At 71.2% G+C, this 24,919-nt stretch carries 22 protein-coding genes, 1 tRNA gene and 1 pseudogene; 10 read left to right on the top strand and 14 right to left on the bottom strand.

Annotated features, from left to right (window positions below):
- Nucleotides 1-245: 245 nt before the first annotated feature.
- Together QSK03_RS11365 and QSK03_RS11360 are read right to left on the bottom strand one after the other, a co-directional pair.
- Nucleotides 246-1,304: pseudogene (locus QSK03_RS11365) on the bottom strand (IS256 family transposase); the annotation flags it as partial.
- Nucleotides 1,305-1,379: 75 nt separating this feature from the next.
- Nucleotides 1,380-2,780 (bottom strand): hypothetical protein, encoded by a 1,401-nt coding sequence (locus tag QSK03_RS11360; protein WP_285651710.1) that lies wholly within the window; start codon nucleotides 2,778-2,780, stop codon nucleotides 1,380-1,382.
- Nucleotides 2,781-2,852: 72 nt separating this feature from the next.
- Here QSK03_RS11360 and QSK03_RS11355 point away from each other — a divergent pair, with 72 nt between their 5' ends.
- Complete coding sequence (locus QSK03_RS11355; RefSeq protein WP_502872158.1) at nucleotides 2,853-4,163, top strand: IS256 family transposase; 1,311 nt, start codon at nucleotides 2,853-2,855, stop codon at nucleotides 4,161-4,163.
- A gap of 28 nt (nucleotides 4,164-4,191) precedes the next feature.
- On the opposite strand, the gene QSK03_RS11350 is transcribed toward QSK03_RS11355, so the two are convergent.
- Nucleotides 4,192-4,590, bottom strand: a complete 399-nt coding sequence (locus QSK03_RS11350) for a hypothetical protein (protein WP_285651703.1) — start codon at nucleotides 4,588-4,590, stop codon at nucleotides 4,192-4,194.
- A gap of 341 nt (nucleotides 4,591-4,931) precedes the next feature.
- A complete protein-coding gene (locus tag QSK03_RS33410) occupies nucleotides 4,932-5,051 on the bottom strand; it encodes an Lsr2 family DNA-binding protein (protein ID WP_502872154.1) in 120 nt (39 codons plus the stop codon).
- Nucleotides 5,052-5,272: 221 nt separating this feature from the next.
- Here QSK03_RS33410 and QSK03_RS11340 point away from each other — a divergent pair, with 221 nt between their 5' ends.
- Nucleotides 5,273-5,965 carry a hypothetical protein gene (locus QSK03_RS11340; RefSeq protein WP_285651699.1) on the top strand — a complete coding sequence of 231 codons (693 nt, stop codon included), beginning with the start codon at nucleotides 5,273-5,275 and terminating at the stop codon, nucleotides 5,963-5,965.
- A gap of 218 nt (nucleotides 5,966-6,183) precedes the next feature.
- Here QSK03_RS11340 and QSK03_RS11335 read toward each other — a convergent pair whose 3' ends face one another.
- The gene (locus tag QSK03_RS11335; protein ID WP_285651696.1) at nucleotides 6,184-6,768 is read right to left on the bottom strand and encodes a TetR/AcrR family transcriptional regulator; all 585 of its coding nucleotides are present in this window, start codon (nucleotides 6,766-6,768) and stop codon (nucleotides 6,184-6,186) included.
- 111 nt (nucleotides 6,769-6,879) lie between these two features.
- On the opposite strand from QSK03_RS11335, the gene QSK03_RS11330 reads away from it, so the two are divergent.
- Nucleotides 6,880-7,326: a cupin domain-containing protein gene (locus QSK03_RS11330; RefSeq protein WP_285651694.1), complete on the top strand. Its 447-nt coding sequence runs from the start codon at nucleotides 6,880-6,882 to the stop codon at nucleotides 7,324-7,326.
- 485 nt (nucleotides 7,327-7,811) lie between these two features.
- Here QSK03_RS11330 and QSK03_RS11325 read toward each other — a convergent pair whose 3' ends face one another.
- Entirely contained in the window at nucleotides 7,812-8,003 is a 192-nt protein-coding gene (locus QSK03_RS11325) for a DUF1918 domain-containing protein (protein WP_285651691.1), read from the bottom strand.
- A gap of 130 nt (nucleotides 8,004-8,133) precedes the next feature.
- A tRNA-Lys gene (locus QSK03_RS11320) sits at nucleotides 8,134-8,209 on the bottom strand.
- Between the two features lie 606 nt (nucleotides 8,210-8,815).
- Between QSK03_RS11320 and QSK03_RS11315 the strand changes: the two genes are divergently transcribed.
- Together QSK03_RS11315 and QSK03_RS11310 are read left to right on the top strand one after the other, a co-directional pair.
- The gene (locus tag QSK03_RS11315; RefSeq protein ID WP_285651689.1) at nucleotides 8,816-9,352 is read left to right on the top strand and encodes a hypothetical protein; all 537 of its coding nucleotides are present in this window, start codon (nucleotides 8,816-8,818) and stop codon (nucleotides 9,350-9,352) included.
- A gap of 422 nt (nucleotides 9,353-9,774) precedes the next feature.
- Complete coding sequence (locus QSK03_RS11310; RefSeq protein WP_285651686.1) at nucleotides 9,775-10,578, top strand: ArsR/SmtB family transcription factor; 804 nt, start codon at nucleotides 9,775-9,777, stop codon at nucleotides 10,576-10,578.
- Here QSK03_RS11310 and QSK03_RS11305 read toward each other — a convergent pair whose 3' ends face one another.
- Nucleotides 10,579-11,613, bottom strand: a complete 1,035-nt coding sequence (locus QSK03_RS11305; RefSeq protein ID WP_285651683.1) for a PHP domain-containing protein — start codon at nucleotides 11,611-11,613, stop codon at nucleotides 10,579-10,581.
- 88 nt (nucleotides 11,614-11,701) lie between these two features.
- Here QSK03_RS11305 and QSK03_RS11300 point away from each other — a divergent pair, with 88 nt between their 5' ends.
- Entirely contained in the window at nucleotides 11,702-13,285 is a 1,584-nt protein-coding gene (locus QSK03_RS11300; protein WP_285651681.1) for a Rieske 2Fe-2S domain-containing protein, read from the top strand.
- On the opposite strand, the gene QSK03_RS11295 is transcribed toward QSK03_RS11300, so the two are convergent.
- Both QSK03_RS11295 and QSK03_RS11290 read right to left on the bottom strand, forming a co-directional pair.
- Nucleotides 13,282-13,884 carry a maleylpyruvate isomerase family mycothiol-dependent enzyme gene (locus QSK03_RS11295; RefSeq protein ID WP_285651678.1) on the bottom strand — a complete coding sequence of 201 codons (603 nt, stop codon included), beginning with the start codon at nucleotides 13,882-13,884 and terminating at the stop codon, nucleotides 13,282-13,284. The genes QSK03_RS11300 and QSK03_RS11295 overlap by 4 nt on opposite strands.
- Before the next feature lie 38 nt (nucleotides 13,885-13,922).
- The gene (locus tag QSK03_RS11290; protein ID WP_285651675.1) at nucleotides 13,923-14,921 is read right to left on the bottom strand and encodes an RNA polymerase subunit sigma-70; all 999 of its coding nucleotides are present in this window, start codon (nucleotides 14,919-14,921) and stop codon (nucleotides 13,923-13,925) included.
- Nucleotides 14,922-14,988: 67 nt separating this feature from the next.
- Between QSK03_RS11290 and dusB the strand changes: the two genes are divergently transcribed.
- The 4 genes from dusB (at nucleotide 14,989) to phoU (ending at nucleotide 20,715) form a co-directional block, all read left to right on the top strand.
- Complete coding sequence (gene dusB / locus QSK03_RS11285) at nucleotides 14,989-16,113, top strand: tRNA dihydrouridine synthase DusB (protein ID WP_285651673.1); 1,125 nt, start codon at nucleotides 14,989-14,991, stop codon at nucleotides 16,111-16,113.
- A gap of 249 nt (nucleotides 16,114-16,362) precedes the next feature.
- Complete coding sequence (locus tag QSK03_RS11280) at nucleotides 16,363-17,337, top strand: GGDEF domain-containing protein (RefSeq protein ID WP_285651671.1); 975 nt, start codon at nucleotides 16,363-16,365, stop codon at nucleotides 17,335-17,337.
- 222 nt (nucleotides 17,338-17,559) lie between these two features.
- The gene (locus QSK03_RS11275) at nucleotides 17,560-19,959 is read left to right on the top strand and encodes an LCP family protein (RefSeq protein ID WP_285651670.1); all 2,400 of its coding nucleotides are present in this window, start codon (nucleotides 17,560-17,562) and stop codon (nucleotides 19,957-19,959) included.
- A gap of 99 nt (nucleotides 19,960-20,058) precedes the next feature.
- A complete protein-coding gene (gene phoU / locus QSK03_RS11270) occupies nucleotides 20,059-20,715 on the top strand; it encodes a phosphate signaling complex protein PhoU (RefSeq protein WP_285651668.1) in 657 nt (218 codons plus the stop codon).
- A 113-nt stretch (nucleotides 20,716-20,828) separates the two neighbouring features.
- On the opposite strand, the gene pstB is transcribed toward phoU, so the two are convergent.
- From pstB to pstS, 4 genes are all read right to left on the bottom strand, one after another.
- On the bottom strand, nucleotides 20,829-21,605 hold the full coding sequence (gene pstB, locus QSK03_RS11265) for a phosphate ABC transporter ATP-binding protein PstB (protein WP_285651665.1): 777 nt from the start codon (nucleotides 21,603-21,605) through the stop codon (nucleotides 20,829-20,831).
- 9 nt (nucleotides 21,606-21,614) lie between these two features.
- Entirely contained in the window at nucleotides 21,615-22,529 is a 915-nt protein-coding gene (pstA, locus tag QSK03_RS11260; protein ID WP_285651662.1) for a phosphate ABC transporter permease PstA, read from the bottom strand.
- The gene (gene pstC / locus QSK03_RS11255; protein WP_285651660.1) at nucleotides 22,529-23,497 is read right to left on the bottom strand and encodes a phosphate ABC transporter permease subunit PstC; all 969 of its coding nucleotides are present in this window, start codon (nucleotides 23,495-23,497) and stop codon (nucleotides 22,529-22,531) included. The genes pstA and pstC overlap by 1 nt, the downstream gene beginning before the upstream one ends.
- A gap of 136 nt (nucleotides 23,498-23,633) precedes the next feature.
- The gene (gene pstS / locus QSK03_RS11250) at nucleotides 23,634-24,743 is read right to left on the bottom strand and encodes a phosphate ABC transporter substrate-binding protein PstS (RefSeq protein ID WP_285651657.1); all 1,110 of its coding nucleotides are present in this window, start codon (nucleotides 24,741-24,743) and stop codon (nucleotides 23,634-23,636) included.
- Nucleotides 24,744-24,919: the final 176 nt, after the last annotated feature.

The following is a 24,919-nucleotide window of genomic DNA, read 5'->3' as shown; positions in this document are numbered from 1 at the left end:
GGAACCTCAAGAAGATCCTCGATCGGTTCTCCCGACGCGGTCTGGCCGCCGCCACCAGCGAGCTGCACCTCGCGGCCACCGCCTTCAACCTCCGCAAGCTCCACCTCGCCATCGCCCTCGGCGCCTAACCGGGCCGTCCCCTGCCATAGAGGGGCCAACCGACCGGTTCGCCGAGCACGTCCTGAGGCGACAGCCTCGCAGCGATCACGCGGCGGCGGCTGTCACCGTGATTCGCAACAGGCTCCGTAGTCCAGGAAGGGTACGAACTCCGACCAGCTCGAGCGCCACAGCGTGACGATCGCCGGGTAGAGCGCGCCCCAGGTCTCGACGAACTCCTCGAAGCGCTCGAGCGCGGCTGCCTCGGTGGGCGCGGTGTAGACCGGGCGCAGGTCGCGGGCCATCTGCTCCCAGTACTTGCGGGAGGCATACCGGAAGGTGTTGCGGATCAGGTGCAGTACGCAGGCCTGCACCAGCGTCGGCGGCCAGACCGTGGTGATCGACTCGGGTAGGCCCTTGAGCCCGTCGCAGACCGCGATGCACACGTCGGTCACGCCGCGGTTCTTGATCTCGGTGAGGACCTGCAGCCAGTACTTCGCGCCCTCCCCGGCCCCGCCGCCCTGCCCGGCCCAGATCCCCAGCACGTCCCGGTGCCCGTCGACGGTCACGCCGATGACCACGTAGAACGGCCGGTTGGTCACCTGCCCGTCGCGGACCTTCACGTGGATCGCGTCGACGAACAGCACCGGATACACCGCGTCGAGCGGCCGGTTCTGCCACTCGGTCATCTCCTCGATCACCTTGTCGGTGATCCGCGAGATCGTGTCTCGCGAGACCTTGGCCCCGTAGACCTCGTCGAAGTGCGCGGCGACCTCCCCGGTGGTCAGGCCGCGCGCGGTCAGCGACAAGACGATCTCGTCGATCCCGTCGAGCCGCCGCTGGCGCTTCTTGACGATGACCGGCTCGAAGCTGGCGTCGCGGTCGCGCGGGACCTCGATCTCCACCGGCCCGATCTCGGTGAGCACAGTCTTGACCCGCGTGCCGTTGCGGGAGTTGCCGCCGTCGCGGCCGGCGGACTCGTGCTTGTCGTAACCCAGGTGCTCGCTCATCTCCGCGTCCAGAGCGGTCTCCAGCACCGTCTTGGTCAACCCGGTCAGCAGCCCGCCCGGGCCGACGAGCTCGGCCCCCTCAGCACGAGCGGCCTCCACAAGGTCCCGAGCGAGCTGCTGCTGATCGATCCGAGCGGCCCGATCGTGTCGGTCATGACTGGTCCTTCCCCCGGGACACGCCCGGAGCCTCAGAACCAGTTACACCGTCCGTCGGACAGACCCCCTTCAAGGGTCACTGTGGACCCGTCCGTCGGGGCGGAATCCGCACAACTCCTACGTGCGGTCGCGGTCCTTGCTTGCGTCCTCGTCGGGCTCCTCTGTGCTGTCCGCGTCCGCTCGGTAGCGAAACAGGGCCACGTTGCTGCCAGCGGGAACGAGGCGAATGTCGAGGTGGTCGTCGTGCTCGTGGACGGCGTCAGGGTCGGCTCGGGCGATTGGGAGATCGATCTGGACGAGGCCCAGATCGAGATCGACCTCAGGGAGCTTGACGGCAAGTCGCTGGAAGGTGCGGAGCGCAAAGCGTTCGGCGGGCTCGACGGTGAGCCCTGGATGCAGGTGGACCGCTGAGAGCTGGTTCCACGTCCCTCGGATTGTCTCGCCCCGGAGGAGCCGGGCCGCCCGCAGTACCCCATGCTGCTGCTCGCCGGTCGTCGCGGCGACATCGGGCAACAAGAGCTGGTCCGGTGTGTGCTGCTGGATGAGCGCGAGCGCCTCGACGAAGTCGTAGACCGCGTCGGTCTGGCTGTCGTAGTTGCCCTGGTCGGGTATGTCGGTGAGAGGGCTCGCCCGGGGGCCGTAGGCCGGGCGGATGCGAAAGCGGTTGGGGTGGCGGAACTCGGTGGCGAATCGTAGGCCTTCGAGGAGCTGCTCTGGACGGCGTCCGGTCAGCGGTAGGGCTTTCATGGTGATCGAGGTGTGGCCTGTGGTGAGGTCGGTGAGTAGCTCGAGTCCGAAGGCGCCGTGGTGTTCTTCGCCGTACCGACCTACGCCGTGGCTGCCTCGGAAGATGGGCTGCATGTCGAGGATGGGCTCGGCGAGGACGTTTCCGTCGGGGTCGAGCACGGCGAGCCGTAGCTGCTCATCGCTGGAGCTATCGGCAGGTGGTCCGATGGTGGCGCTGGCGCCCTCGAGGCGTCCGCCCAACCCGCTGGGAAGGTCCATCTCGGTGCTCACGGTGCCGCTCGGGGCGTCGAACGGGCGACCGTAACGCTCGAAGAGGTCCAGGTCGCGTGCGAGGTCCTCGTCGCTGCTGGGGTCGAAGGAGATCGAGCCCGGCACCGGTCGCTCGACGACCGCTTCGCGGAACCGGGCGAAGACCTTGACGGTGACGCAGCCGTCGGGGCTGCCCTCCTGGACCACGGCGACGAGTAGATCCTCGGCCTGGTCAAGGGGCGGGGGCGTTGCGGTGACGGCGAACTCGTAGCGGTAGTGGGGGTCGTCTCGGTTGAGCAGATCGTAGAGTCCGGCGAGACCTTCGAGGGTCTCTCCCGGCTGCAGGGCCGCCGGCTCGGTGACCCCTTCCTCGCTGGCGGTCGGGCGCCGTGCCGCGCGCTGGGCGAGCCGCAGCGCGCTGCTCAGGGAGGCCACGGATGCGGCCAGTCGCTCCCGACCGCCATGGAGGTAGTGATCGATGACTCCCGGATATTGGGCGGCGAGGCCCTCCAGGTAGTCCAACCCCTGGTCAGTGGGCGTGTCACGACAACCGTGTAAGCAGCGGACGGACCAAGATCGACTGCTGTGAGCGGCATGGTGGTCGGAAGGGACGTCCCTGTGAACGACGAAGATCTTCAGTCGGCGGCGGCGGACGCGTCGGCGGCCGGCCGACTCGCCGCGGCGTTGCAGCCCGAGGCGATCGACGCGCTGCTCGCCGACGCCGCGGCCGCCGGCACCCCGATCGACGGGGCTGACGGTCTGCTCAATCAGATGACCAAGGCCGTTCTGGAACGGGCCTTGCAGGGCGAGATGAGTCATCACCTGGGCTATGAGCGCGACGACCCCTCCGGGGTCGGCTCAGGCAATTCCCGTAACGGGCACGGCACCAAGACCGTGTCGACCACCAACGGGCCGGTGACCATCGCGGTCCCGCGGGACCGCAACGGGGAATTCGAACCCCAGATCGTGCCGAAACGCCGCCGGCGGATCGGGCAGATCGATGAGCTCGTCTTGTCCTGCTATGCCCGTGGCATGTCGACCCGCGACATCGAATCGCATCTGGGCGAGGTCTACGGCGTGAACGCCTCCCGCGAGATGATCTCGAACATCACCGACATCGTCACCGACGAGATCGAGTTGTGGCGCAACCGTCCGGTCGACGAGGTCTACCCGATCGTCTACGTCGACGGGATCCGGCTGCGGATCCGCGACAAGGGCGCGGTCACCATCAAGGTCGCCCACCTCGTGGTCGGCGTCGACGTCGAGGGCCGCAAGCACGCCCTGGGGGTCTGGATCGCCGAGGCCGAGGGCGCGAAGTTCTGGCACTCGGTGCTGACCCAGCTGCGCAACCGCGGCCTGCGCGACGTCCTGATCGCCTGCTGCGACGGCCTGTCGGGCCTGCCCGAAGCCATCACCAGCGTCTTCCCCGACACCGTGGTCCAGACCTGCGTGGTCCACGTGATCCGCAACTGTATGCGCTTCGTGTCCTACCAGGACCGCAAGAAGATCACCAAGTCCATGAAGACGATCTACACCGCGCCCACCGTCGAGGCCGCCGAGCTCGCCCTCAAAGACCTCGACCAGACCTGGGGCGCCCAGTACCCCGGCGTGATCGACGTCTGGCAGCGCGCCTGGAACGAGTTCGTCCCGTTCCTGGACTATCCCCCCGAGCTGCGCCGAGTGGTCTACACCACCAACGCCATCGAATCCATCAACTTCCAGCTCCGGAAAATCACCAAAGCACGCGGACACTTCCCCTCCGAAGAAGCAGCCATGAAACTCATCTACCTCGGACTACGGAACATCTCCAGCAACCGCGGAGGCGAATCAGGCACCGGCACCTACGGCTGGAAGATCGCCCTCAACACCCTCGTCGTCCACTTCCCCGGACGCCTGAAACTCTGATAGATTCAAACAATCAGCGTCCCGTTGCTTACACGGGAATCGTGACGGGCTCCCGCCAGTGGCACGGGAAGCCCACGCCCTCGGTGAGCCGCAGGAACCACTCTCGTGTCTCGTTGGTCGGCGTGAGCGGCAGCGTGACGTACCAGGCGGTGATCGTCAGGTTCTGCTCGGCGCAGAAAGTCTGCACTCGCTTCAGCGAGCGTTCGATCTGCAGCTTCTGCTGGGCGCTCAGCGTCCCAGTGAACGACTTGACCTGGTAGACCTCGATGCTTCTCGGAGCCCCCGACGCAGGGACCAGGACGTCGATCCCACCGTCGCCGCGGGAAGGCTTGATGCGAGTCGCGTCGGGGTTCTCCCGACACAACAGCACGCCAACGACTTCCTCGATCGCATCCGGAGGCGTCACCGACCACTCGACCCGTGCCACGGTCCGTAACTTGCCTGAGCGCCCGACAGTCGAGCCCCACGGTGCCTCGGCCTCTGTAGCCGCCCCGGGCAGCGGAAACCTCTCGTGGGTGATCTACCCCAAGGGCACTGCTTGCTGCGCGAAGCCCTGCCCACGATCGCTCCGGGGCCTGTCCAGCCGCTGACCAGGGCTTCTACCTGCGACGACGGCGTCGAACGGCAGCACACGGTGCTCCTGGACAACGTCGCTACGCGGCGTTTCGCGTCACGAGCCGTGTCACACCGCCGGGGGCGCCGGCGACGCTCACTCAGCCAGCAGCAGTTCGAACTTCTCGACGTCGCTTGCATGAGGCGGGGCGCCGGCTACGCGAGTGGCTGCCACTTGTGGGCGGCGTCGTAGGCCTCCACGACGTATTTCGGCAGCCGGCCGCGGTCGCTGACCGCCCAGCCGCTGCTCTTGACCCAGTCACGGACGACCTTCATCGCTTCGCGAGCGCGGCCGCCAGCGATGAGGCGCTCAGCTGGCCCGACCGGAACATGCCGTCGATCCAGGCCGCTGTGGCTGAGTGCTCGAGCTCGCTGACGAGAGACCACCAGCGAACAGCCTAGGCCGACGCGCGCGGGCTATCCTCGCCGGACCCTGACGGTCGCTCGTTCTCACGCATCGTGGTCGTTAAAAATAGGTCTGAACAAGGGAGAGCCGAATGGCGCAAGTCGAGGCAGATACAATTCAATTTGCTTACGACCCAGGGCAGTTCGTTTTCGATTATTGCAACGAAGAACAGTTGGCCGACGTCGCCGCCTCCCTGGGGATCGATATCGCTACGTCGCGCAGTTACAGCAAGAACGTCTCCGGCCAAGTCGGCGGTAAGGCCACAATCAAAATTTTCGAGGTATCTGGTGAGAGGACCTCGGCATCGACAGAATCCACCACTGCACAAGGAACTCCTTATAGCGCGGTGTTACTGCAGTTGTTAAGCCGCCTTGATTCTCGTACGACTGTGCAGAGCTTCGAGCTCGGCACTTCATGGGAAGATGCCTTTCGTGGTCTCGAAATCGCCGTGGGGCAAGGTTACTGGCTTATATTGAGCGGTGAGTATCTCGTCGACCACGACCGCCTGCTTCTTTCCTGGAACCCAGATGAAGGTCATGGCGTGGACGCGTTTATACCGGCGGCACTAGAAGACCTGACCCCGACAGGTCGGGTTCGCCTGACGAACTTCCCGAGAATTAAAGCTGACGTGTTTGCGCAGATAAACGGCTGGAGTGATGAAATGGCGCGGCTTTCGGTCATCGCGCATGCCGTATTTGCGCGCATCGGCGGTGATCCTCGCTTCTCTTGGTCGTTGACTCGATACAACACCGGCTCCTCTGGGGCTGGGAGCGACTGGGACTAGTAGCGTCCTGCTTGACGGGCATTCAATCTTGAAGGCGTACGACCTCAACGGCACCGGGAGTCGCCGCGGCCCCGGCTGGGGTGCAACCACAAGACCGTCGCCCCCTACGGCGCGCTGCGCTGCAACCTCAGCATCGGCCGGGACCACACCGGCCACCTTCCGGACCTGCCAGTTCTGGGGGTTATCGGCTCGCATCTGCCTTTGGTGGATAGGCTCTCCTAGCGGGACGCGGCGGCGTCGACCAGGGCGCGAGCAGTCCAGTGCTGCACCGCGAGCATCTCGGCGGCCTCGAGCCCGCAGATGTCGCGGAGCACCAGGACCGACTCGATGCCCATCACGACGGTGAGCGCGTGGGTCAGGCGGTCGAGCTCGTCCGGGTCGAGCCGGCCTTGCAGCGGGGCGAGGGCGCGTTCGACGTACTCGAGCCGCCGCGCCGGTCGCGGCGGGACGCCGGGCTCGACGGGATCGCGGTCGACCGTGAACTTGATCATCTGGCGGAGCAGGGCCTCGTTGTCGAGGGTCATCTGCATCAGCGCGTCCACCAACCGATCGACTCGAGCCGTCACCGGTTCCTCCGGCTTGCCCGCCTCGATCGAAAGCTCCATGTTCCGCCGGGTCGCCTCCAGGGTGGCCTCGACGGTGAGCTGCTCGACGCTGGGGAAGTACCGGTAGGCCGTCCGGACCGAGATTTCGGCCGCCTCCGCCACCTCGGCCACCGACGGGCGCCCGCCGGCGGCGATCAGCCGGCCGGCCGCCTCCACCAGCGCCCGGCGGGTGCGTCGCTTCTGGTTGTCGCGACCCATCGACGTTGACCCCACTCTGCCGAGGCCCTAATGTCATACGAGTGACATAAAGGCATAGACTGCCAACGTAGCAGTTCCCTGCCACCAGATCGATCCGTGGGGGAGTCCGTGATGACCGAGCAGCACCACACCCGAACCCAGGGCGGCTTCGTCGTCACCCCGGAGGAGGGGCGTCTCCTGCCGTCCTTCGGCCAGGTGAAGATCAGCGGCCGCGACACGGGCGGCGGTTTCGAGGTGATCGAGTTCCGGGGCAACGCGGCGAGCCCGCCCCCACACGTCCACCACGAGCGCGAGGAGTGCATCCACGTCCTCGAAGGGCGGTTCACCTTCACCCTCGACCACGAGGAGATCGAGGCCGTACCCGGAAGTTGGGTGTTCGTCCCGCGTGGCACCCGCCACGGCTTCACCGCCAGCCCCGACGCCCGCGCCCTGATCCTGGTCACTCCAGCCGGGCTCGAGGACTTCTTCGCCGAGCTCGGGGAGGGGCTCGCAGCCGGCACCCCCACCCATGAGCTGCGCGCCAGGCTCAAGGGCCGCTTCGACTCCGTCCCCGCATGACCGCACCAGGGGACCCGACCGGGAACCGCCCACACAAGACATAGAAGCTGGTTATCGGCGCTTCCGCGCCGATATCAGAACGGCTTGGAGCCAGTCGGCGACAAGGGGCGGGGACCTCGCGGCAGGCGAGAGCCCCCACCACCGTCGCCGGGCGGATCATCTCCGGTGGGCGCACACCAGAAGCACACCCGCCCACCGGCGACCATGCGCGCGTGCGGACGCGGGCGCTGTCCGCACACGACCGTGCCGTCCTGGCGGCCGGGGCACGGGAGGTCCGAGCCGTGCGACACCTGACGAGGCAGCAGACCCGCGTCAAGTACCGCGTCCTCGGCAGCCGTGACCGTGAGGCCGGCGAGGTCAGGTACCTCGGCAACCGGCCCCCGCCGACCCATGCCATCTCCCCGGACCTCGACCCGAGCTCGGGCGCGCACACAACGGGTGCCACGCCGAGTCGTCGGGACGGAACGAGACCTAACCGTCGACGCTCATACCGAGCGATCGGTCTCCACGGCGATCTCGGCGTCCGGGCCCGGGAACACCAGGCACGGCTCCTGCCCTTCGAAGCGCACCAGGAACGGACCGTCCTCGCCGTGCACTTCCACGATCGTGCCGACCCGATCAGCTTGATCGACTCGCCTGCTGTGTTGAATGATCCGATCCCCGACGTTGCCGCGCATGCGCGCTCGCCTTCTTCCCTCCAGCTCCGAGCAGGCCCATCTCGGGCAACGACCTACGATCGGCGCGTTGGCCGACTGCTGTCAATGCACAGCTCCACTTGAACGACTCGTGACGTCGCTGGTCGGAACGTGGTGGGCCCCGTGGGACTCGAACCCACAACCAACGGATTAAAAGTCCGCGGCTCTGCCCATTGAGCTAGAGGCCCCGACCGGTACGGCCGAGGGTGATCCTAATGCCCGCGGTCGGCGGCAGGTGGCCCTGCGGTGAGCACGTCGGGCGGAGTGTCGGCGCAACCGCGAGCGGGCGTCCCGGCAGGAGGTCGCGCGCCGAGACCCTGACGAGTAGGCCGTCCGGCGCAACGGGCCGCCCACTCAGCGCCTCGCGAGCAGGGGAAGTGGACCGTCGCGACGTACTCCATCCGAGCGGCCGGTCGGCTCAGTGACTGCTCCCGGACGGGTGAGCGACGGTGACCGCGGACGCGGTCTCCACACATCGCCGCTGGTCAGCGCCTCACGAGGCCGGCCACGGCGTCACCCGCACCCGACACGCCGGGACGACGCGCCCGACCAACCGGTGACGGACCGTACCCGGACGTCACCGTCAGGTCACGGTCGTGCTGCGGGCGAGAAACGAGTACCAAACACGGAACACCGGCGGGTCGCGCCTCCGGTGGGCACGACCCGCGCGATGGGTGCGAGCGGCTCCCCGGCTTTCGACGCCTCGACCCTGCCGCGCGGCGCAGGTCCCCGCGGGCCCCGACGGGTCGGTTGATCACCAGCCGCCCCGACCGCACGGAGAGGAGGCCACCGACATGTCGATGGCCGTGGTCATGTCCGAGATGCCCGACGTCTGGCGCAAGGTGCTCGCCGAGCACGTCCCGGACGAGCGCCGGCTCTGCCGCGCCTGCCTCCACGACGGAGGCCGGGCGAGCTGGCCGTGCCAGACGTACCGCATCGCGCAGGAGGCCAAGTGGGTCGCCGAGGGGGGCCTGCCCGGCACCGGCCCGCACGGCCCCGGCCCGAGCCGGACTCGCGTCAGCCCCCCGGAGCCGACGCGCGAGCCGTCGCGCGAGCCCGAGCCCCTGGCTTCCTCCCGCGCGTCGACGAGCGAGTGGGGGTCCGCGCCGATGGCGAGCTCCTACCCCTCGACCGGCAGCTGGAGCAGCCCCTCCATCGGCGACCGGTCGCTGCCGTCGGGCGGCGGGTTCGACGACCGCCCCCTCGCGGGCGACCCTCTCGGCGGCTCCGCGCTGCCGACCACGACGGGCGAGCGCCCCTACGGCTCGCACTTCGACGCGCCGTACGGCTCCTCGTTCGGGGTCGACGACCGACCGCACGCGCGCTGGTGACACCGGCTTTCTGACGCCCGCCCCGACGCCCGCTCCGGGGCCGGCGATCCAGCCCCGGAGACAGGCAGGCCCCCGGAGCGGTTTCCCGTCGCGTCCCGGCGGTGCCGGGCGGATCGGGCCCCGACTGGACTGGGGTCGGAGGCTCCGGGGGCTGGTGTCCTGCCTGGATTCGCTGGCCGCCCTGCCACGGGATCATCGTGCCCGCGGACCGGCCATTCCACGGCCTTCGAGCGGCTAGCTGACGGACACCTCACGAGTCCTGTCGTTCTTCAACGCTGGACCACCTCCTTTCCCGTGTACACACCACGCTAGGCGCGTCGCGATCACCCCGCAAACGGCTTCCGCGGGCGCCCGTTGACAGGCAACCAAACGGTTCCCTATGGTCGGACAAGCAACCGGATGGTTGCCTGATCGGAGTGGTGATGGACGAGGTGTTCCGCGCCGTCGCCGACCCGAGTCGGCGGGCGCTGCTCGACGCCCTGCACGCCCGGGGCGGGCAGTCGTTGCGCGAGCTCGGCGAGGGGCTGCAGATGAGCCGGCAGGCCGTCGCCAAGCACCTCGGCGTCCTCGAGGCGGCAGGGCTCGTCGTCACCTCGTGGCACGGGCGGGAGAAGCACCACCACCTCAACGCCGCGCCGATCAACGAGGTCGCCGACCGGTGGATCCGGCGGTACGACCGGGCGCGGGCGGAGGCCCTCGCCGACCTCAGGACGGCCCTGGAAGACCACGCCGAGGAGACCGCGATGTCCGACGCCTTCGTCTACGTGACCTACATCCGCACGACGCCCGAGAAGCTCTGGCAGGCCCTCACCGAGCCGGCCTTCATCGTCCGCTACTTCGACGGCGGCGGCCCGCGGTCGGACTTCCGGGCGGGGTCGAAGGTCCTCTGGTCGATGTGGGAGGGCGACGGCCCGCACGACTGGGACCAGCAGGTCCTGGAGGCCGATCCGCCGCGTCGCCTGTCGTACAGCTGGCACAACTACCAGCCGGAGATGGCCGAGATGTTCGGCTGGAGCGACGAGCGCCTCGCCGAGCTGCAGCAGGAGAAGCGCTCGAAGGTCACCTTCGACCTCGAGCCCGCCGGTCAGGCCGTGAAGCTCACCGTCACCCACGACGACTTCGTGCCCGACAGCGAGATGCGCAAGGGCGTGGAGCAGGGCTGGCCCGGCATCCTGTCGAACCTCAAGTCGGTGCTGGAGACCGGCGAGGTCGCCGTCACCGGGTGATCAGCCCCGGGAACGCCAGGCGGTGAGGGCGTCGGCGGAGCGGGTGTTGACGATCCGGTCGGCCGGGACCTCGCACTCCTCGGCGCGCTCGCAGCCGTAGGGCTGCCAGTCGAGCTGGCCCGGGGCGTGGGCGTCGGTGTCGACGACGAACTCGCACCCGGCGGCCAGGGCCTGGCGCAGGAGATCCCGCGGGGGGTCGAGGCGCTCGGGCCGGGAGTTGATCTCGACGGCCACCCCGTTCTCGATGCACGCGTCGAACACCGCCTCCGCGTCGAAGGTCGACGGCGGCCGGGTCCCGCGCCCCCCGGTGACCAGACGGCCCGTGCAGTGCCCGAGCACGTCGACCAGCGGGTGCGACACGCCGGCGACCATCCGCGCGGTCATCAGCCCGCTGGGGGCGCGGAGCTTCGAGTGCACGCTGGCGACGACGAAGTCCAGCTCCTCGAGCAGATCGTCCGGGGCGTCGATGTCGCCGTCCTCCAGGATGTCCACCTCGATGCCGCGCAGCAGGCGGAACGGCGCGAGCTCCTCGTTCACCTCGGCGATGACGTCGAACTGGCGGCGCCGGCGCTCGGGGGTGAGGCCGTTGGCGACGGTGAGGTTCTCGGAGTGGTCGGTGAGCACCATCCACTCGTGGCCGAGGTCGCGGGCGGTGCGGGCCATCTCGAGGATGTCGCTGCCGCCGTCGGACCAGGTCGAGTGGGTGTGGCAGTCGCCGCGCAGCGCCGCCCGGATCGCGACACCCCCGCCGACCGGCTCGGTGTGGCGGGCCTCGAGATCGGTCAGCGTCGCCGAGGTGCCGCCGTCGAGGACCTCTGTGACGACCGCCGCCGTCTTCTTCCCGACGCCTTTGACGTCGGTCAGCGTGCCGGACCGCGCGCGCGTCGCGACCTCGTCCGGCCCCAGCTCCGCCAGCTTGTCCGCCGCGGAGCGGTAGGCCTTCACCCGGTAGGTCTCGGCACGCTCACGCTCGAGGTAGAAGGCGACGGCGCGCAGGGCGGCCACCGGGTCGCCGTCGACGGGAAGGGCGGTCACGTGCCCAGGGATACCCCACCCGGAGCCCCCACGGAGCGCGCCACCACGGACAATCGGCGGTGAGCGACGTCTGGGAGGTGGTCTGCTCGTGCGGGTGACCGGAGTCGGGCACGCCGGGATGCGGTTCGAGACCACGGGCGGCAGCGTGCTGTGCGACCCGTGGGTGAACCCCACGTTCTTCGCCTCGTGGGTCCCGTTCCCCGACAACACGCAGCTGGACTGGGACGCCCTCGGTGACTGCGACTACCTCTACGTGTCGCACCTGCACCGGGACCACTTCGACGCGGACAACCTGCGGGCCCACGTCACCAAGGACGCACGGGTCCTGCTGCCGGACTACCCCACCGACGAGCTCGAGAACGAGCTGCGCGCGCTGGGCTTCCGGCACTTCGTGCGCACCGAGACCGGTGTGCCGCAGGAGCTCGACGGCGGCCTGCGGTTCATGATCACGTCGCTGAAGGGCCCCGGCGACGGGCCCATCGGCGACTCCGCGCTCTCGCTGGACGACGGCACCGCGCGCGTCGTCAACCAGAACGACGCGCACCCGCTCGACATCCCGAAGCTGCTGGAGTTCGGCGCCTACGACGCGCACTTCACGCAGTTCTCCGGGGCGATCTGGTGGCCGATGGTCTACGACCTGCCGAAGGCCGCCAAGCGCGAGTTCGCGCGCCGCAAGCGCATCGGCCAGGAGGACCGGGCGATGCGCTACATCCGCGAGGTCGGGGCGCCGCACGTCTTCCCGACCGCGGGCCCGCCGTGCTTCCTCGACGACGACCTGTTCCGGTGGAACGGCCTGGGCTACGAGGGCGTCGAAGGCGAGTCGATCTTCACGGACCAGTGGGAGTTCCTCGGCCGGATGCGCGAGCTGGGCCACGAGGGCGGGCACCTGCTGCTGCCGGGCACCACCGCCGAGATCGGGCACGGCACCGTCGAGGGCCTGACCCACCCGCTCCCCGACGACCAGGTCGAGACGATCTTCGTCGACAAGGAGCGCTACCTGCGCGAGTTCGCCGAGCGCGTCCGCCCGGCGATCGACGCGCAGAAGGCGCGGTGGGCCACGCCGCAGCCCGACATCCTGCGCCAGCTGAAGGAGTGGATCGAGCCGCTGATGAAGCGCGCCGACCACATGTGCGACGGCATCGGCGGCCCGGTCCGCATGGACCTCACCGGCATGCCGGCCGAGGTCCCGGGCGTCGACGACGAGGGCGTGCTCCCGCTGTCGTTCGACTTCACCGCCCGCGAGATCCGGCTCTGGGGCGGCGAGCAGGCCCGCTACCGCTGGACCGTGCCCGGCACGCTCGTGGCGACTCTCGTCGCGACCGGCGAGGTCGACTGGTCGAACTCGCTGTTCCTGTCGGTGCGCTTCGCGGCCTCGCGCGTCGGCCAGTACAACGAGTACCTCTACACGTTCTTCAAGTGTCTGTCCGAGGAGCGGATGGACTACGTGGAGAACTGGTACGACGCGCAGAACGACGACGGCCGCGACATCGAGCTCGACGGCTGGCAGGTCCAGGCCCGGTGTCCGCACCTGTCGGCGGACCTGTCGAAGTTCGGCTCCGTCGAGGGCGAGGTGCTGACCTGCACGCTCCACAACTGGAAGTTCAACCTCGCGACCGGGCGCTGCCTGACCAGCGCCGGCCACGAGATCCGCGCGCAGAAGCTGGACGGCTAAGCGCCGGAGCCCGCTCGCCCGGTCACCCGCAGCAGCAGGTCGACCGCGGGCAGCTCGACGACCCGCGGTCCCTCGCCGAGGGACAGGTCGGTGTCGGTCGCCACCAGCCGCTTCCCGGCCAGGTCCGCACCGAAGTAGGCGAGCATCTTCGGGGTCGCGGACGCGAGCACCTCCCGCACGCGGTCCGCGGGTGTCCGGGGCAGGCCCAGCGGCTCGGTGACGTCGAGGCCGTGGATGACGTCGTGGCTCAGCGCGCCCGCCTGGCCGCCGCCCGGCGGTCGCCAGGGGTGGTCGACGTTCTCGCGCAGCACCGCGAGGAGCTCGGCGTCGGCGTGGTGCGCGGTGTCGTCCCGGGCGATCCGGTCGGCGAACCGATTGAAGTCGCCGCGCGCCGCCGCGATCCCCCGCAGCACGCGCCAGCTCGAGTGGCGGTAGGGCATCGTGACGTGGGCGAGGACCTCCCGGACGCGCCACCCCGCGCACAGCGACGGTGCGCCCCACTGGTCGGGGTCGAGCGCGGCGTAGAGGTCGGCGAGCCGCTCGCGCTCCGCGGCGGTCTCGCGGGCGAGCGGGTCGGTGCGGTCCAGCTGACGCGGCACGGCGTTCTCCTCCTCCGACGACGGACTGTCGGGAGGTGCTACGTCCGCGCCGCCCCGGATTCATCGGTCGCCCGGAGGAATCCCGGGCCGAGCACCGCCGGGAGGCCGAACGCGGCGAAGCGGTCGGCGGTGCCGAGGAACGTCGTCATGTGCGCGACACGGTCCCCGCGGGTCTCGACCAGCACGAGCGCGAAGGGCCGCAGCACGCCGCTCTCGTCGGGTCGGTACTGGCCGAACCCCGGCTGACCGCTGATCGCGACCGGCGCGAGGCGCGCGCCCGCGCACCCGCCGAGGCCGACCAGACCGGCGATCGTCGCGCCGCCCTCGATCCACCAGCGATGAGGCGGCATCGAGGTGCGGGCGTCCTCGCGCAGCAGGTCGGTCAGCCGGGCCACGTCGTGCGCCTCGAAGGCGTCGACGTAACGCGCGAGCAGGCGCCGCTGCTCCGGGTCGGTCTCGTCGAGCAGGTCGCCGGGTGCCGGCCGGTGCCGCTCGAGCGTCTCGCGGGCGCGCTGCAGGGCGCTCGTGACCGCGGCCGTGGTCGTCCCGAGGACCTCGGCGGTCTCCGCGGCGGAGAACGCGAGGACGTCGCGCAGGAGCAACGTCGCCCGCTGCCGTGGCGGGAGGTGCTGCAGGGCGGCGACGAAGGCGAGACGGACGGTCTCGCGCTGCGCCGTCACCTCCGCCGGGTCCGCCGGGGCCACGAGGCGGGCGTCGGGCATCGGTTCGACGAAGCGGTCCGCCGGCAGCGGGAGACCGAGGTCGGCCCCGGGCACGGCCGCCGGTCCGAGATCGACGCACAGCGCCCGCCGCCGCGCGGCGCGCAGCAGGTCGAGGCAGACCGTCGTCGCGATGCGGTACACCCACGCCGGCAGCGCGCCCCGGTCCGGGTCGTAGCGCTCGCGGTGGCGGAAGGCCCGCACGATGGCTTCCTGCACGGCGTCGTCGGTGTCCGCGGCCGAGCCCAGCATCCGGTAGCAGTGCGCGGTCAGGGGCACCCGCAGCGCCTCGAGCTCGTCGACGGTCGGCGCGGCCATGCGAGGAGTCCACCACGTCCGGGGCGCGGACGAGTCCGCTCTCCGGCGGGGCGCACAATGGGGGGTCATGGAGGCGTTGCGCATCGGTCCGCTCGAGCTGCCGACGCCTGTCGTGCTCGCGCCGATGGCCGGCATCACGAACGTCGCGTTCCGCCGGCTGTGCCGCGAGCAGGGCGCCGGGCTCTACGTCTGCGAGATGATCACGGCGCGAGCGCTGGTGGAGAAGCACCCCGGCACCGCCGAGATGATCGCGTTCGACGCCGACGAGACGCCGCGCTCGATGCAGCTCTACGGCGTCGACCCCGTGACCATCGGGCGCGCGGTGGACCGCATCGTCGACGAGGACCTCGCCGACCACGTCGACCTCAACTTCGGCTGCCCGGTGCCCAAGGTGACGCGCCGCGGCGGCGGGGCGGCGCTGCCCTTCAAGCGGCGGCTCTTCGCGTCGATCGTGGGCACCGCGGTCGAGGCCGCGTCGCGGGGCGGGCTGCCGCTGACCGTGAAGATGCGCGTCGGGATCGACGACGACCACGTGACGTTCCTCGACGCCGGGCGGATCGCCGCCGACGCCGGGGCGGCCTCGGTGGCCCTGCACGCGCGCACGGCGGCGCAGCGCTACTCGGGTCACGCCGACTGGGACCGCATCGCCGAGCTGCGCGACGCGCTGCCCGCCACGACGCCGGTGCTCGGCAACGGCGACATCTTCGCCGCGTCGGACGCCGTCGCGATGATGGAGAAGACCGGGTGCGACGGGGTGGTCGTCGGGCGCGGCTGCCTCGGGCGGCCGTGGCTGTTCGGCGAGCTCGAGGCCGCGCTGGCCGGTCGCCCGATCCCGACGCCGCCCACCCTCGGCGAGGTCGCGGCGGTGATGCGCCGGCACGTCGAGCTGCTCATCGCCCACCACGGCCACCACAAGGGCGTCCGCGACTCCCGCAAACACATGTCCTGGTACCTGCACGGCTTCGCGGTCGGCTCGGAGCTGCGCCGCGAGCTCGGCATGATCGACGGGCTGGAGCGCCTCGACGAGCTGCTGGCCCGCCTCGACCCCGACCTCCCCTTCCCCGCCGACGCCGACGGGCCCCGCGGCCGGCAGGGCTCGCCGGCGCACGTCACGCTGCCCGAGGGCTGGCTCGACGACCCCGAGGACGACACCGTCCCCGCGGCCGCCGACGTCATGCACTCCGGCGGCTAGACACGCCGCGGAAGCGCTACGCTTCGTACCCGGACTCGGGTACACACCGATCTCACGTCACCGCCGGCATGCGCCGGCCCAGCAGGACCACCGCTGCGGGCGACTCAAGGTGGGCCGAACGGGTCGGCGACTGGTTCATCTACGCAGCGTCACCTGCGCCGGACGATTGACGTTGATGGCGTGACGGCGAATGGCCGTGACGATGCGGTGGTCGAGGACGACACTGGAGGCGGGACGGAGGTGGTGTGCGTGCGGCTGGCCGGGCTGCGCCACGGGCGCGGGAACGCGGCGGTGACGACCGCGCCGTCCCCGGGCGACACCGACACCGGCACGCCCGCCACGGGTCCGGAGCCCGCCGAGAAGTCCGTCACCTGCGGTTTCCCCACCTCGCCGATCGTCGGGCTCACCACCGTCCCGTCGGACGCCCCCACGCCCGACGGCCGCGCCGACCGGGCGCGCGCCCACGAGGCCGCCGCGGAGGTCCTCGCCGACCGCGGCGACTGGCGCCGCGCGTACCAGCACCTGAAGGCCGCCGTCTCGATCGTCCGGGACGAGCGGACAGCGCCGGCGAGCGTGCCCGATCAGTTACGCCTCGAGGTCGACCGTCTCCGCCGCGAACGCGCCGAGGCCCGCGAGCAGAGCCGCCGCGACAGCCTGACGGCGACGTGGAACCGGCGCTACCTCGACGAGCGACTGGGCACGCTGCGTGGTGATCAAGGGAGCGCGCCGGCCGACGCGCCGGTCTGCGTGGCCCTCGCCGACGTCGACCACTTCAAGGCGGTGAACGACGACCACGGCCACGCCCTGGGCGACGAGGTCCTGCGCCGCCTGGTCGACCTCATGAGCGAAGGGCTTCCCGAGGACGGCTTCTGCGCCCGCTACGGCGGCGAGGAGTTCGCCCTCGTCCTGCCCGGGCTCGAGCCCGCCGACGCCGTGCGGGTGTGCGAGGAGGCCCGCGCGCGCGTGGACGCCCACCCGTGGCACGAGGCCGCCGCCGATCTCCGGGTCACGGTCAGCGTCGGCGTCGCGTGCCTCGACGACGGCGACCGACCGGGCTCGCCGGGTCTAGACGCCGCCGACGCGCTGCTCTACGTCGCCAAGCGCGCCGGCCGCAACGCCGTCGCCTACCGGGACGTCGCGGACGGCACGGTCCGCCTCGCCGGACCGGCCGCCGCGCGGCGGGGCATCGAGGCCGCGGCCCGCCGCGCCTTCCCCTCGTCCTGAGGTCCGTCACCCGGCCGTGGCCGGCCCTGAGCCGAAGCTGAACGGACGAGTGAGCGAACGGACGCCGTGTGTCGCCCGGTCGTGTGGCGCCGGTTGTGTCCGGATGCCCGCGTGGCGTAGTGGACCCGGCGCGGTCGGGGTCCGGCCGCGCCGTACTATTCCGCTGCTGAGCCCCCGACCACCTGGGCCGACGGCCCGACGGCGCCCCCCGCGAGGAGATGCGTGACCGACGACCGCGCCGGTGATCCGGTCCGGGGCTCCCGCCCCGCGACACCGGGCTCGGACGCGGACCGCGCCACCCGGGGGTCGGCGCCGACGTCCGTGCCGTTCCGCGTCCCGGTCGCGACGCCGTCGGTCGCGGGGCGTCGCCCGACGATGGTGCCGCTGACCCGCCGTCGCGGACCCCGCCTCGGCCTGCGTCCGCCCGGCGCGGCGCTCGTGACGTCACCGACGACGCTCCCGCCCCCGGGGCTCCCGTCGTCCGGCGTGCCGTCCCCGGCGGCCCCCGCCGCGCCGTCCACCCGTGCTCCCGTCGACGCCGTGACCCTGCCCGCGGGTCGTGTGCCGGTGCAGGCGGGCTCCCGTCCGGCGCCCGCCGACCCCGCACGTCCGGGGCCGGCACGTCCGGAGCCGGCACGTCCGGAGCCGACCCGCGCCGAACCACCCCGCGCCGAACCACCCCGCGCCGAACCACCCCGGGCCGAACCGGCCCGGGCTCGCGTGCAGCCCCCGGCCGCCGCGGCGGGACCGCTCGCGCGGCCGGCGGTGGCGCCGCCACCCGCCCGCGAGGCCACCCCGACGCCGGAGCCGACCCCTGATGATCGCGGCGCCCCGGCGGCCCCGACGGCGCCGGATTCGCCCGCGGTGCGCCACGTCCGCGCCGCGAGCGTCGTGTCCGCTCCCGCGCCGCCCGCCGCGTCCGCTCCCGCACCGCCCGAGGACGCGGCGGCCCCGGTCGACGACCCGCCGGCGGACGACCCGCCGCCCCCGTCCCCTGCGAAGGCCCCCGTCCGCGAGCCCGTGGCTGGCACCCGGCGCCCCGCCTCCACCGCGGCCCGCGAGGGCGACGAGCACTTCGCGGCGACGTCGGCCGTGCTGGCCTCGGTCGGTGCGCGGGTGGCGACCTGGCGACGCCGGTGGACGCTGCCGCGGATGATGCGGGTGCTCACCGCCCTGTGCGCCGTGCTCGTGGTCGTCGTGTGCGGGCTCGGCTGGGGCGCGGCGTCGTGGGTCGAGGCCGCGGTCCGTCAGATCGGCGCCCTCGACCCGAACTCGCCGGCCATCCAGGACGCCGCCGCGCAGGTCGGTGACCAGAACTTCCTCGTCGTCGGCTCGGACAGCCGGGCCGGGGCGCCGCCGTCGGAGGACGCGGGCGACTCCGCCGACGTCCCGGGCGCCCGCACGGACACGATCATGGTCGTGCACGTGCCCGAGGACCGGGCGGGCGTCACGGTGGTGTCGTTCCCGCGCGACCTGGAGATCACCCGGCCGGCGTGCGAGCGGTGGGACCCCGTCAGCGGCGCCTACTCGCCCCAGATGCTGCCGCCCACACCGCGGGTCAAGCTGAACTCCGCGTACGCCGCCGGCGGCCCGCGGTGCGTGACCCGCGCGATCCAGGAGCTCTCCGGACTCGCGATCAACCGTTTCCTCGGCGTCGACTTCCAGGGCTTCCAGGGCATGGTCGACGCCGTGCACGGGGTGCCGATCTGCGTGGAGCGACCCGTCGAGGACTCCGTGCTCGGACCGATCGTCCCGCAGGCCGGGCCGACGCAGCTGAACGGCCAGCAGGCGCTCGACTTCGTGCGCGCCCGGCACGTCGAGGGCGATCCGTCGAGCGACTACGGCCGCATCCAGCGCCAGCAGCGCTTCCTCGGCGCGCTGCTGCGCTCGGTGCTCTCCGCCGGCACGCTGCTCGACCCGACCCGGCTCGAGGGCCTGGTCGAGGCGGTCTCGCGCTCCACGTTCGGCGAGAACATCGGCTCCGACCAGCTGCTCACCCTCGCGCAGTCGCTGGGCAGCCTCGACCCGCGCACGGTCAACTTCGTCACCGTGCCGACCACGGGCATCGCCAACGACCGCGGCAACGAGGTGCTGCGCGCCGGGGAGGAGCGCGCGCTCTTCGACGCGATCATCGGTGAGCGCCCGCTGCCCGGCACGCCCGGCGCCGCCCCGGCCACGCCCGGGCCCGTCGCGCCGGCTGCGCCGGCCGACGTCCGGCTCGTCGACGGGCGCTCGCCGGCCGGCGGGAGCGAGGGTTCCGAGGGGTACGGCGACGAGAGCGGCGACGGGTCGGCGTCGTCGTCGAACGGGCCGTCGGCGTCCGCGGTGGCCGGGCGGCTACGGGCCGACGGCTTCGGCGTCGTCACCGACGACTCGGGCACCGGGTCGGGCGGCTCGACGACCATCCGGTACTCGCCCGACCAGGCGGCCGCGGCGCAGTCCCTCGCCGCGGCGGTGCCGGGCGCGACCCTCGAGCCGAGCGCGACCGGGCGCGGTGTCCTGACGCTCGTCCTCGGCGACGACTTCGACGGCCGCATCCGGTCCGCGTCCGCGCCGGAGGGCAGCACCCCGGCGGGGCCGGTCAACCCCACCATCACGGCCGCCGACGCGACCTGCGCCTGACGTCGTCGCCGGTCGGGCGGGGTGTCGCGGAGATCGCGTTCACCCGCGGTTCATGCGGCCGTCGGGTCCGCGATGGCGCCTCCGCGTAGGTTGCGCGGTATGCGCGCGGCCTATCACGAGAAGCTCGACGCCCTGTCGGGCGAGCTCGCCGAGATGTCCCAGATGGCGGGCGAAGCCATGAAGAAGGCGACCACCGCCCTGCTCGAGGGCGACCTCGACCTGGCCGAGGAAGTCATCTCCGACGACACCAAGCTGGACGCCCTGCGCTCCCAGGCCGAGGAGCAGGCGTTCGGGCTGCTCGCCCTGCAGGCGCCCGTCGCGGGCGACCTCCGTTCCGTGATCGCCGCGATCCACTCCGCCGGGGACCTCGAGCGCATGGGCGACCTGGCCCTCCACGTCGCGAAGGCCGCCCGCCGGCGTCACCCGGCCAAGGTGCTGCCCGAGGACGTCGCCCCGTACTTCGCCGAGATGGGACGCGTCGCGCTCGACCTCGCCCAGGACGCGCGCCAGGTGATCCTCACCCGCGACGTCGAGCTCGCCTTCACCATGGAGTCCGACGACGACGCCATGGACGACCTGCACCGCCACCTGTTCACGCTGCTGCTGAGCAAGGAGTGGCCCAGCGGCGTCGCCCCGGCCATCGACGTGACGCTGCTGGGCCGCTTCTACGAGCGCTTCGCCGACCACGCCGTCGCGGTCGCCCGGCGCGTCGTCTTCATGGTCACAGGGAAGATGCCCAACACCCCCGAGGCCTGAGAACACCGAGAGCCCCTCCCGCACCGTGCGGGAGGGGCTCTCGTCTGTGATCAACGGGGACTTCGGCCGCCTAGAGGCAGCGAGATACCCGTTCGCTGCAACACCAGGCGCGCTCAGCCGAAGCGGCCGGAGATGTAGTCCTCGGTGGCCTGCTCGGTCGGGTTCGAGAAGATCGTCGAGGTGTCGTCGATCTCGACGAGCTTGCCGGGCTTGCCGGTCGCCTCGAGGTTGAAGAAGGCCGTCTGGTCGCTCACCCGCGCCGCCTGCTGCATGTTGTGGGTGACGATGACGATCGTGTACTCCTTCTTGAGGTCGGCGATCAGGTCCTCGATCGCCAGCGTCGAGATCGGGTCGAGCGCCGAGCAGGGCTCGTCCATGAGGAGCACGTCGGGCGCCACGGCGATCGCGCGGGCGATGCACAGGCGCTGCTGCTGACCGCCGGAGAGGCCGCCGCCCGGCTTGTCGAGCCGGCCGGAGACCTCCTTCCAGAGGTTGGCGCCGCGCAGCGAGGCCTCGCAGACCTCGTCGAGCTTCTTCTTGTCGTGGACGCCCTGGAGCTTGAGCCCGGCCACGACGTTGTCGCGGATGGACATCGTCGGGAACGGGTTCGGCCGCTGGAACACCATGCCGATCGTGCGGCGCACGGCGACGGCGTCGGAGCCGCGGTCGTAGATGTCCTCGCCGTCGAGGAGCACCTCGCCGTCGACGCGGGCGCCGGGGATCTCCTCGTGCATGCGGTTGAGCGTGCGCAGCACCGTTGACTTGCCGCAGCCCGAGGGGCCGATGAACGAGGTGACGCTGCGCGGCGCCACCGAGAGGTTGACGTCCTGCACGGCGTGGAAGTCGCCGTAGTAGATGTCGACGGCCTTCAGGTCGAGACGCTTGGCCACGGGATTCCTCTACTTCGAGATGGCGGAGAAGCGGGACACGACGCTCGCCCCGAGCTGCAGGATCATGATGATGAGGATCAGCGTGAGCGCCGCACCCCAGATGCGGAACTGGCCCGCGGGCTCCGGGTTCGACAGCTCCGAGAACATCAGCAGCGGCAGCGAGGCCATGTTGCCGGAGAACGGGTCGAAGTTGATCGACTGCGAGTAGCCGACCAGCACCAGCACCGGGGCGGTCTCGCCCATGACGCGGGCCAGCGCCAGCATGATGCCGGTGACGGTGCCCGACAGGGCCGTGGGCAGCACGATCCGCAGGATCGTCTTCCACTTCGGGATGCCCAGGGCGTAGGACGCCTCGCGGAGCTCGTCGGGCACCAGCCGCAGCATCTCCTCGGTGTTGCGGATGACCACCGGGAGCATCAGCAGCACGAGGGCCAGTGACACCATGAAGGCGCTCTGCTGCGCGCCCAGGATCGAGATGAAGGCCGCGAAGATGAACAGAGCGGCGACGATCGAGGGCACCCCGGCGAGGATGTCGACCATGAAGCTCGTGGTCTTCGCGAGCCGGCCGCGGCCGTACTCGACGAGGTAGACCGCGGCGAGGATGCCGATCGGGACGGCGATGACGCCGGCGATCAGCGCCTGGATCAGCGTGCCGTAGATCGCGTGGTAGACGCCGCCGGCGAACGACTCGGGGAGCACCCCCGAGAGCGAGCGACCCCACCAGTCGGCCGAGACGATCGCGCCGATCCCGCGCCCGACGACGGTGACGACGACCCAGACCAGGGGCACGACGGCGACGAGGAAGGCGAGGCAGACCAGCACGGTCGCCAGGTTGTCCTTGAGCTTCCGTCCGGTGCTCAGGGGCTGGAAGGCGGGCGCCGCCGCGGGGCGGTCGGGGCGCTCGAGGCCCGTGTCGGTGGCCATCAGCCGTTCACCTTCCCGCCGGCGACGACGCGCGCGATCGCGTTGACCACGAACGTCAGGACGAACAGGACCAGACCGGCGGCGATGTAGGCGCCGGTCGGCAGCGGCTGGCTGAACTCCGAGGCCGCCGACGCGATGAGCGAGGCGAAGGTGTAGCCGCCGTCGAAGAGGCTGAAGTGCGAGGGCGAGGTGGCGGCCCGGATGACGATGAGGACCGCGATCGTCTCGCCGAGCGCGCGCCCGAGGCCGAGCATCGACCCGGCGATGTAGCCGCTGCGCCCGTACGGCAGAACGGCCATCCGGATGACCTCCCAGCGCGTCGCCCCCAGGGCCTGGGCGGCCTCCATGTGGAAGCGCGGGGTCTGGGAGAACACCTCGCGGGTGACCGCGGTGGTGATCGGCAGGATCATCACCGCCAGCACGACGCCACCGGTGAAGATCGTCCCCGTGAGCACCGGCAGGTTGCCCGGCGCGAAGAGGAAGAACCAGCCCAGGTTGTTCTGCAGCCACGTCGCGATCGGCAGCAGGGCCGGCGCGAGCACCGCGATCCCCCAGAGGCCGTAGATGATCGACGGCACCGCGGCGAGCAGGTCGATCACGTAGGCGAAGGGCCGGGCGACCCGCTTGGGCGCGTACTGGGTGAGGAACAGCGCGATGCCCAGCGAGACCGGCATCGCGATGGCGAGGGCGAACAGCGACGACAGGAGCGTGACCACGAGCAGGTCGCGGATGCCGAAGCTGAGGTTCGCGGCGTCGCGGGTGTTGAACTCCGGCGACGTGAAGAAGTTGGCGTTGTTGGCCATCAGCGACGGCACCGCCTGCACGAGCAGGAAGAGCCCGATCGCGGCGACGGCCACGACGACGAGGAGGCCGGACCCGGAGGTCAGCCGCCGGAAGACGCGTTCGCCGCGTCCCCGGGACGAGGACCCCTGGGACCTCCCGCCGGGAGCAGGGTCGGAGTCGGTCACGGTGTCAAGAGTGGCCGACCCGGCCGCCGGGTCCTCGTCCTGAGGACCCGGCGACGGGGCCTGCGCCGTGGTGCGTTCGGTCACAGCCGGGGTTCCGTCCGCCTCGTCGTCGCTGGTCAATCGGTGTGGCCGGTCCTCACTGGATCGCGTTGACCGCCGTCGTCACGCGCTGCTTGAACTGGTCCGGCAGCGGGACGTAGCCCGCGTCCGGCAGCGCCTGCTGCGCGTTCGGCGAGAGGGCCGTCTGCAGGAACGCCCGCACCGCCGCGGCGGTCTGGTCGTCCTGGTAGTTCGAGCAGACGATCTCGTAGGTCGCGAGCGCGATCGGGTACGCGCCCGGGGCCCGGGTCCCGTAGAGGCTGTTCAGGTCGAGGGTCAGATCGTTGCCCTGGCCCGTGATCTGGACGTTGTTGACGGCCGTCGCGACCGACTCGGTGGTGAGCGGCACGGGCTGGCCGCCGCCGGCGTTGATGATCTGGGCGATGCCCAGGCCACCACGCTGGGCGAACGACGCCTCGACGTAGCTGATCGAGTTCGGGGTGTTCTTGGTGGCGTCGGCGACGCCCTGGCTGCCGCGGGCACCGGCACCCACGCCGCCGTTGAAGGTCTGCGCGGCCGGCTTGCCGTAGGCGTTGTTCGACGCGGCCACCAGGTACTTCTGGAAGTTCTCGGTGGTGCCCGACTCGTCGGAGCGGAAGTTCACGACGATGGGCGCGGCGGGCAGTGCCTTGCCCTGGTTGAGCGCGGCGATCGCCGGGTCGTTCCAGGTGGTGATCTGGCCGTTGAAGATCTTCGCGGCGGTGGTGCCGTCGAGCACGAGGTCCGTGACGCCGGGGAGGTTGTAGGCGATCGCGACCGGGCCGAAGACCAGCGGCAGGTTCCACGCCGGCGAGGCGCAGCGCTGCTGGGCGCGGTTCGTCTCGTCGCCCGTCTTGAGCGCCGAGTCCGAGCCGGCGAAGTCGGTCTGGCCGCCGAGGAACTCGTTGCGGCCGGCGCCGGAACCACTCGGGGTGTAGTTCAGCGTCTGGCCCTGGCAGGTCTGCTGGTAGGTCGAGACGAAGCGCGTCATCGCGTTGTTCTGGGCCGACGAACCGCTGGCCCGCAGGTCGGGCTTGCCGCCACACGTCACGCCCGGGGCGGCGGAGACGCCCCCGCCACCGGCGTTGTCGTCGCTGCCGCAGGCGGCGAGCAGGAGCGCCGTGGCAGCGATCAGGCCGACCGCCGCCGCGCGCCGCTGATACCTCACAGAACGTCCTCCGGATCCGTTATGCCCAAGTGCAGTAGGGCGCGTCGCGGCACGGGCTCGCACCACGACCGGGAGGCTAGGGAGGCCGGATGGACGCATGGAGCTAGCAGAGTGAACGGGAGATGAACGACCTCAGGTTGGACCACCCGGACGGGCGACGTGGTGCGATCACCATC

The sequence above is a fragment of the Actinomycetospora sp. NBRC 106375 genome, assembly GCF_030269665.1.
GTDB lineage: Bacteria > Actinomycetota > Actinomycetes > Mycobacteriales > Pseudonocardiaceae > Actinomycetospora.
Note: the sequence above shows the minus strand (reverse complement) of the source record. Positions and strands in the feature narration are given on the sequence as shown.

Coding starts and splice junctions, on each gene's coding strand:
- QSK03_RS11355 (WP_502872158.1), top strand. CDS start 2,853: ATGGTGGTCGGAAGGGACGTCCCTGTGAACGACGAAGATCTTCAGTCG.
- QSK03_RS33410 (WP_502872154.1), bottom strand. CDS start 5,051: ATGAAGGTCGTCCGTGACTGGGTCAAGAGCAGCGGCTGGGCGGTCAGC.
- QSK03_RS11340 (WP_285651699.1), top strand. CDS start 5,273: ATGGCGCAAGTCGAGGCAGATACAATTCAATTTGCTTACGACCCAGGG.
- QSK03_RS11335 (WP_285651696.1), bottom strand. CDS start 6,768: ATGGGTCGCGACAACCAGAAGCGACGCACCCGCCGGGCGCTGGTGGAG.
- QSK03_RS11330 (WP_285651694.1), top strand. CDS start 6,880: ATGACCGAGCAGCACCACACCCGAACCCAGGGCGGCTTCGTCGTCACC.
- QSK03_RS11325 (WP_285651691.1), bottom strand. CDS start 8,003: ATGCGCGGCAACGTCGGGGATCGGATCATTCAACACAGCAGGCGAGTC.
- QSK03_RS11315 (WP_285651689.1), top strand. CDS start 8,816: ATGTCGATGGCCGTGGTCATGTCCGAGATGCCCGACGTCTGGCGCAAG.
- QSK03_RS11310 (WP_285651686.1), top strand. CDS start 9,775: ATGGACGAGGTGTTCCGCGCCGTCGCCGACCCGAGTCGGCGGGCGCTG.
- QSK03_RS11290 (WP_285651675.1), bottom strand. CDS start 14,921: ATGGCCGCGCCGACCGTCGACGAGCTCGAGGCGCTGCGGGTGCCCCTG.
- dusB (WP_285651673.1), top strand. CDS start 14,989: ATGGAGGCGTTGCGCATCGGTCCGCTCGAGCTGCCGACGCCTGTCGTG.
- phoU (WP_285651668.1), top strand. CDS start 20,059: ATGCGCGCGGCCTATCACGAGAAGCTCGACGCCCTGTCGGGCGAGCTC.
- pstA (WP_285651662.1), bottom strand. CDS start 22,529: ATGGCCACCGACACGGGCCTCGAGCGCCCCGACCGCCCCGCGGCGGCG.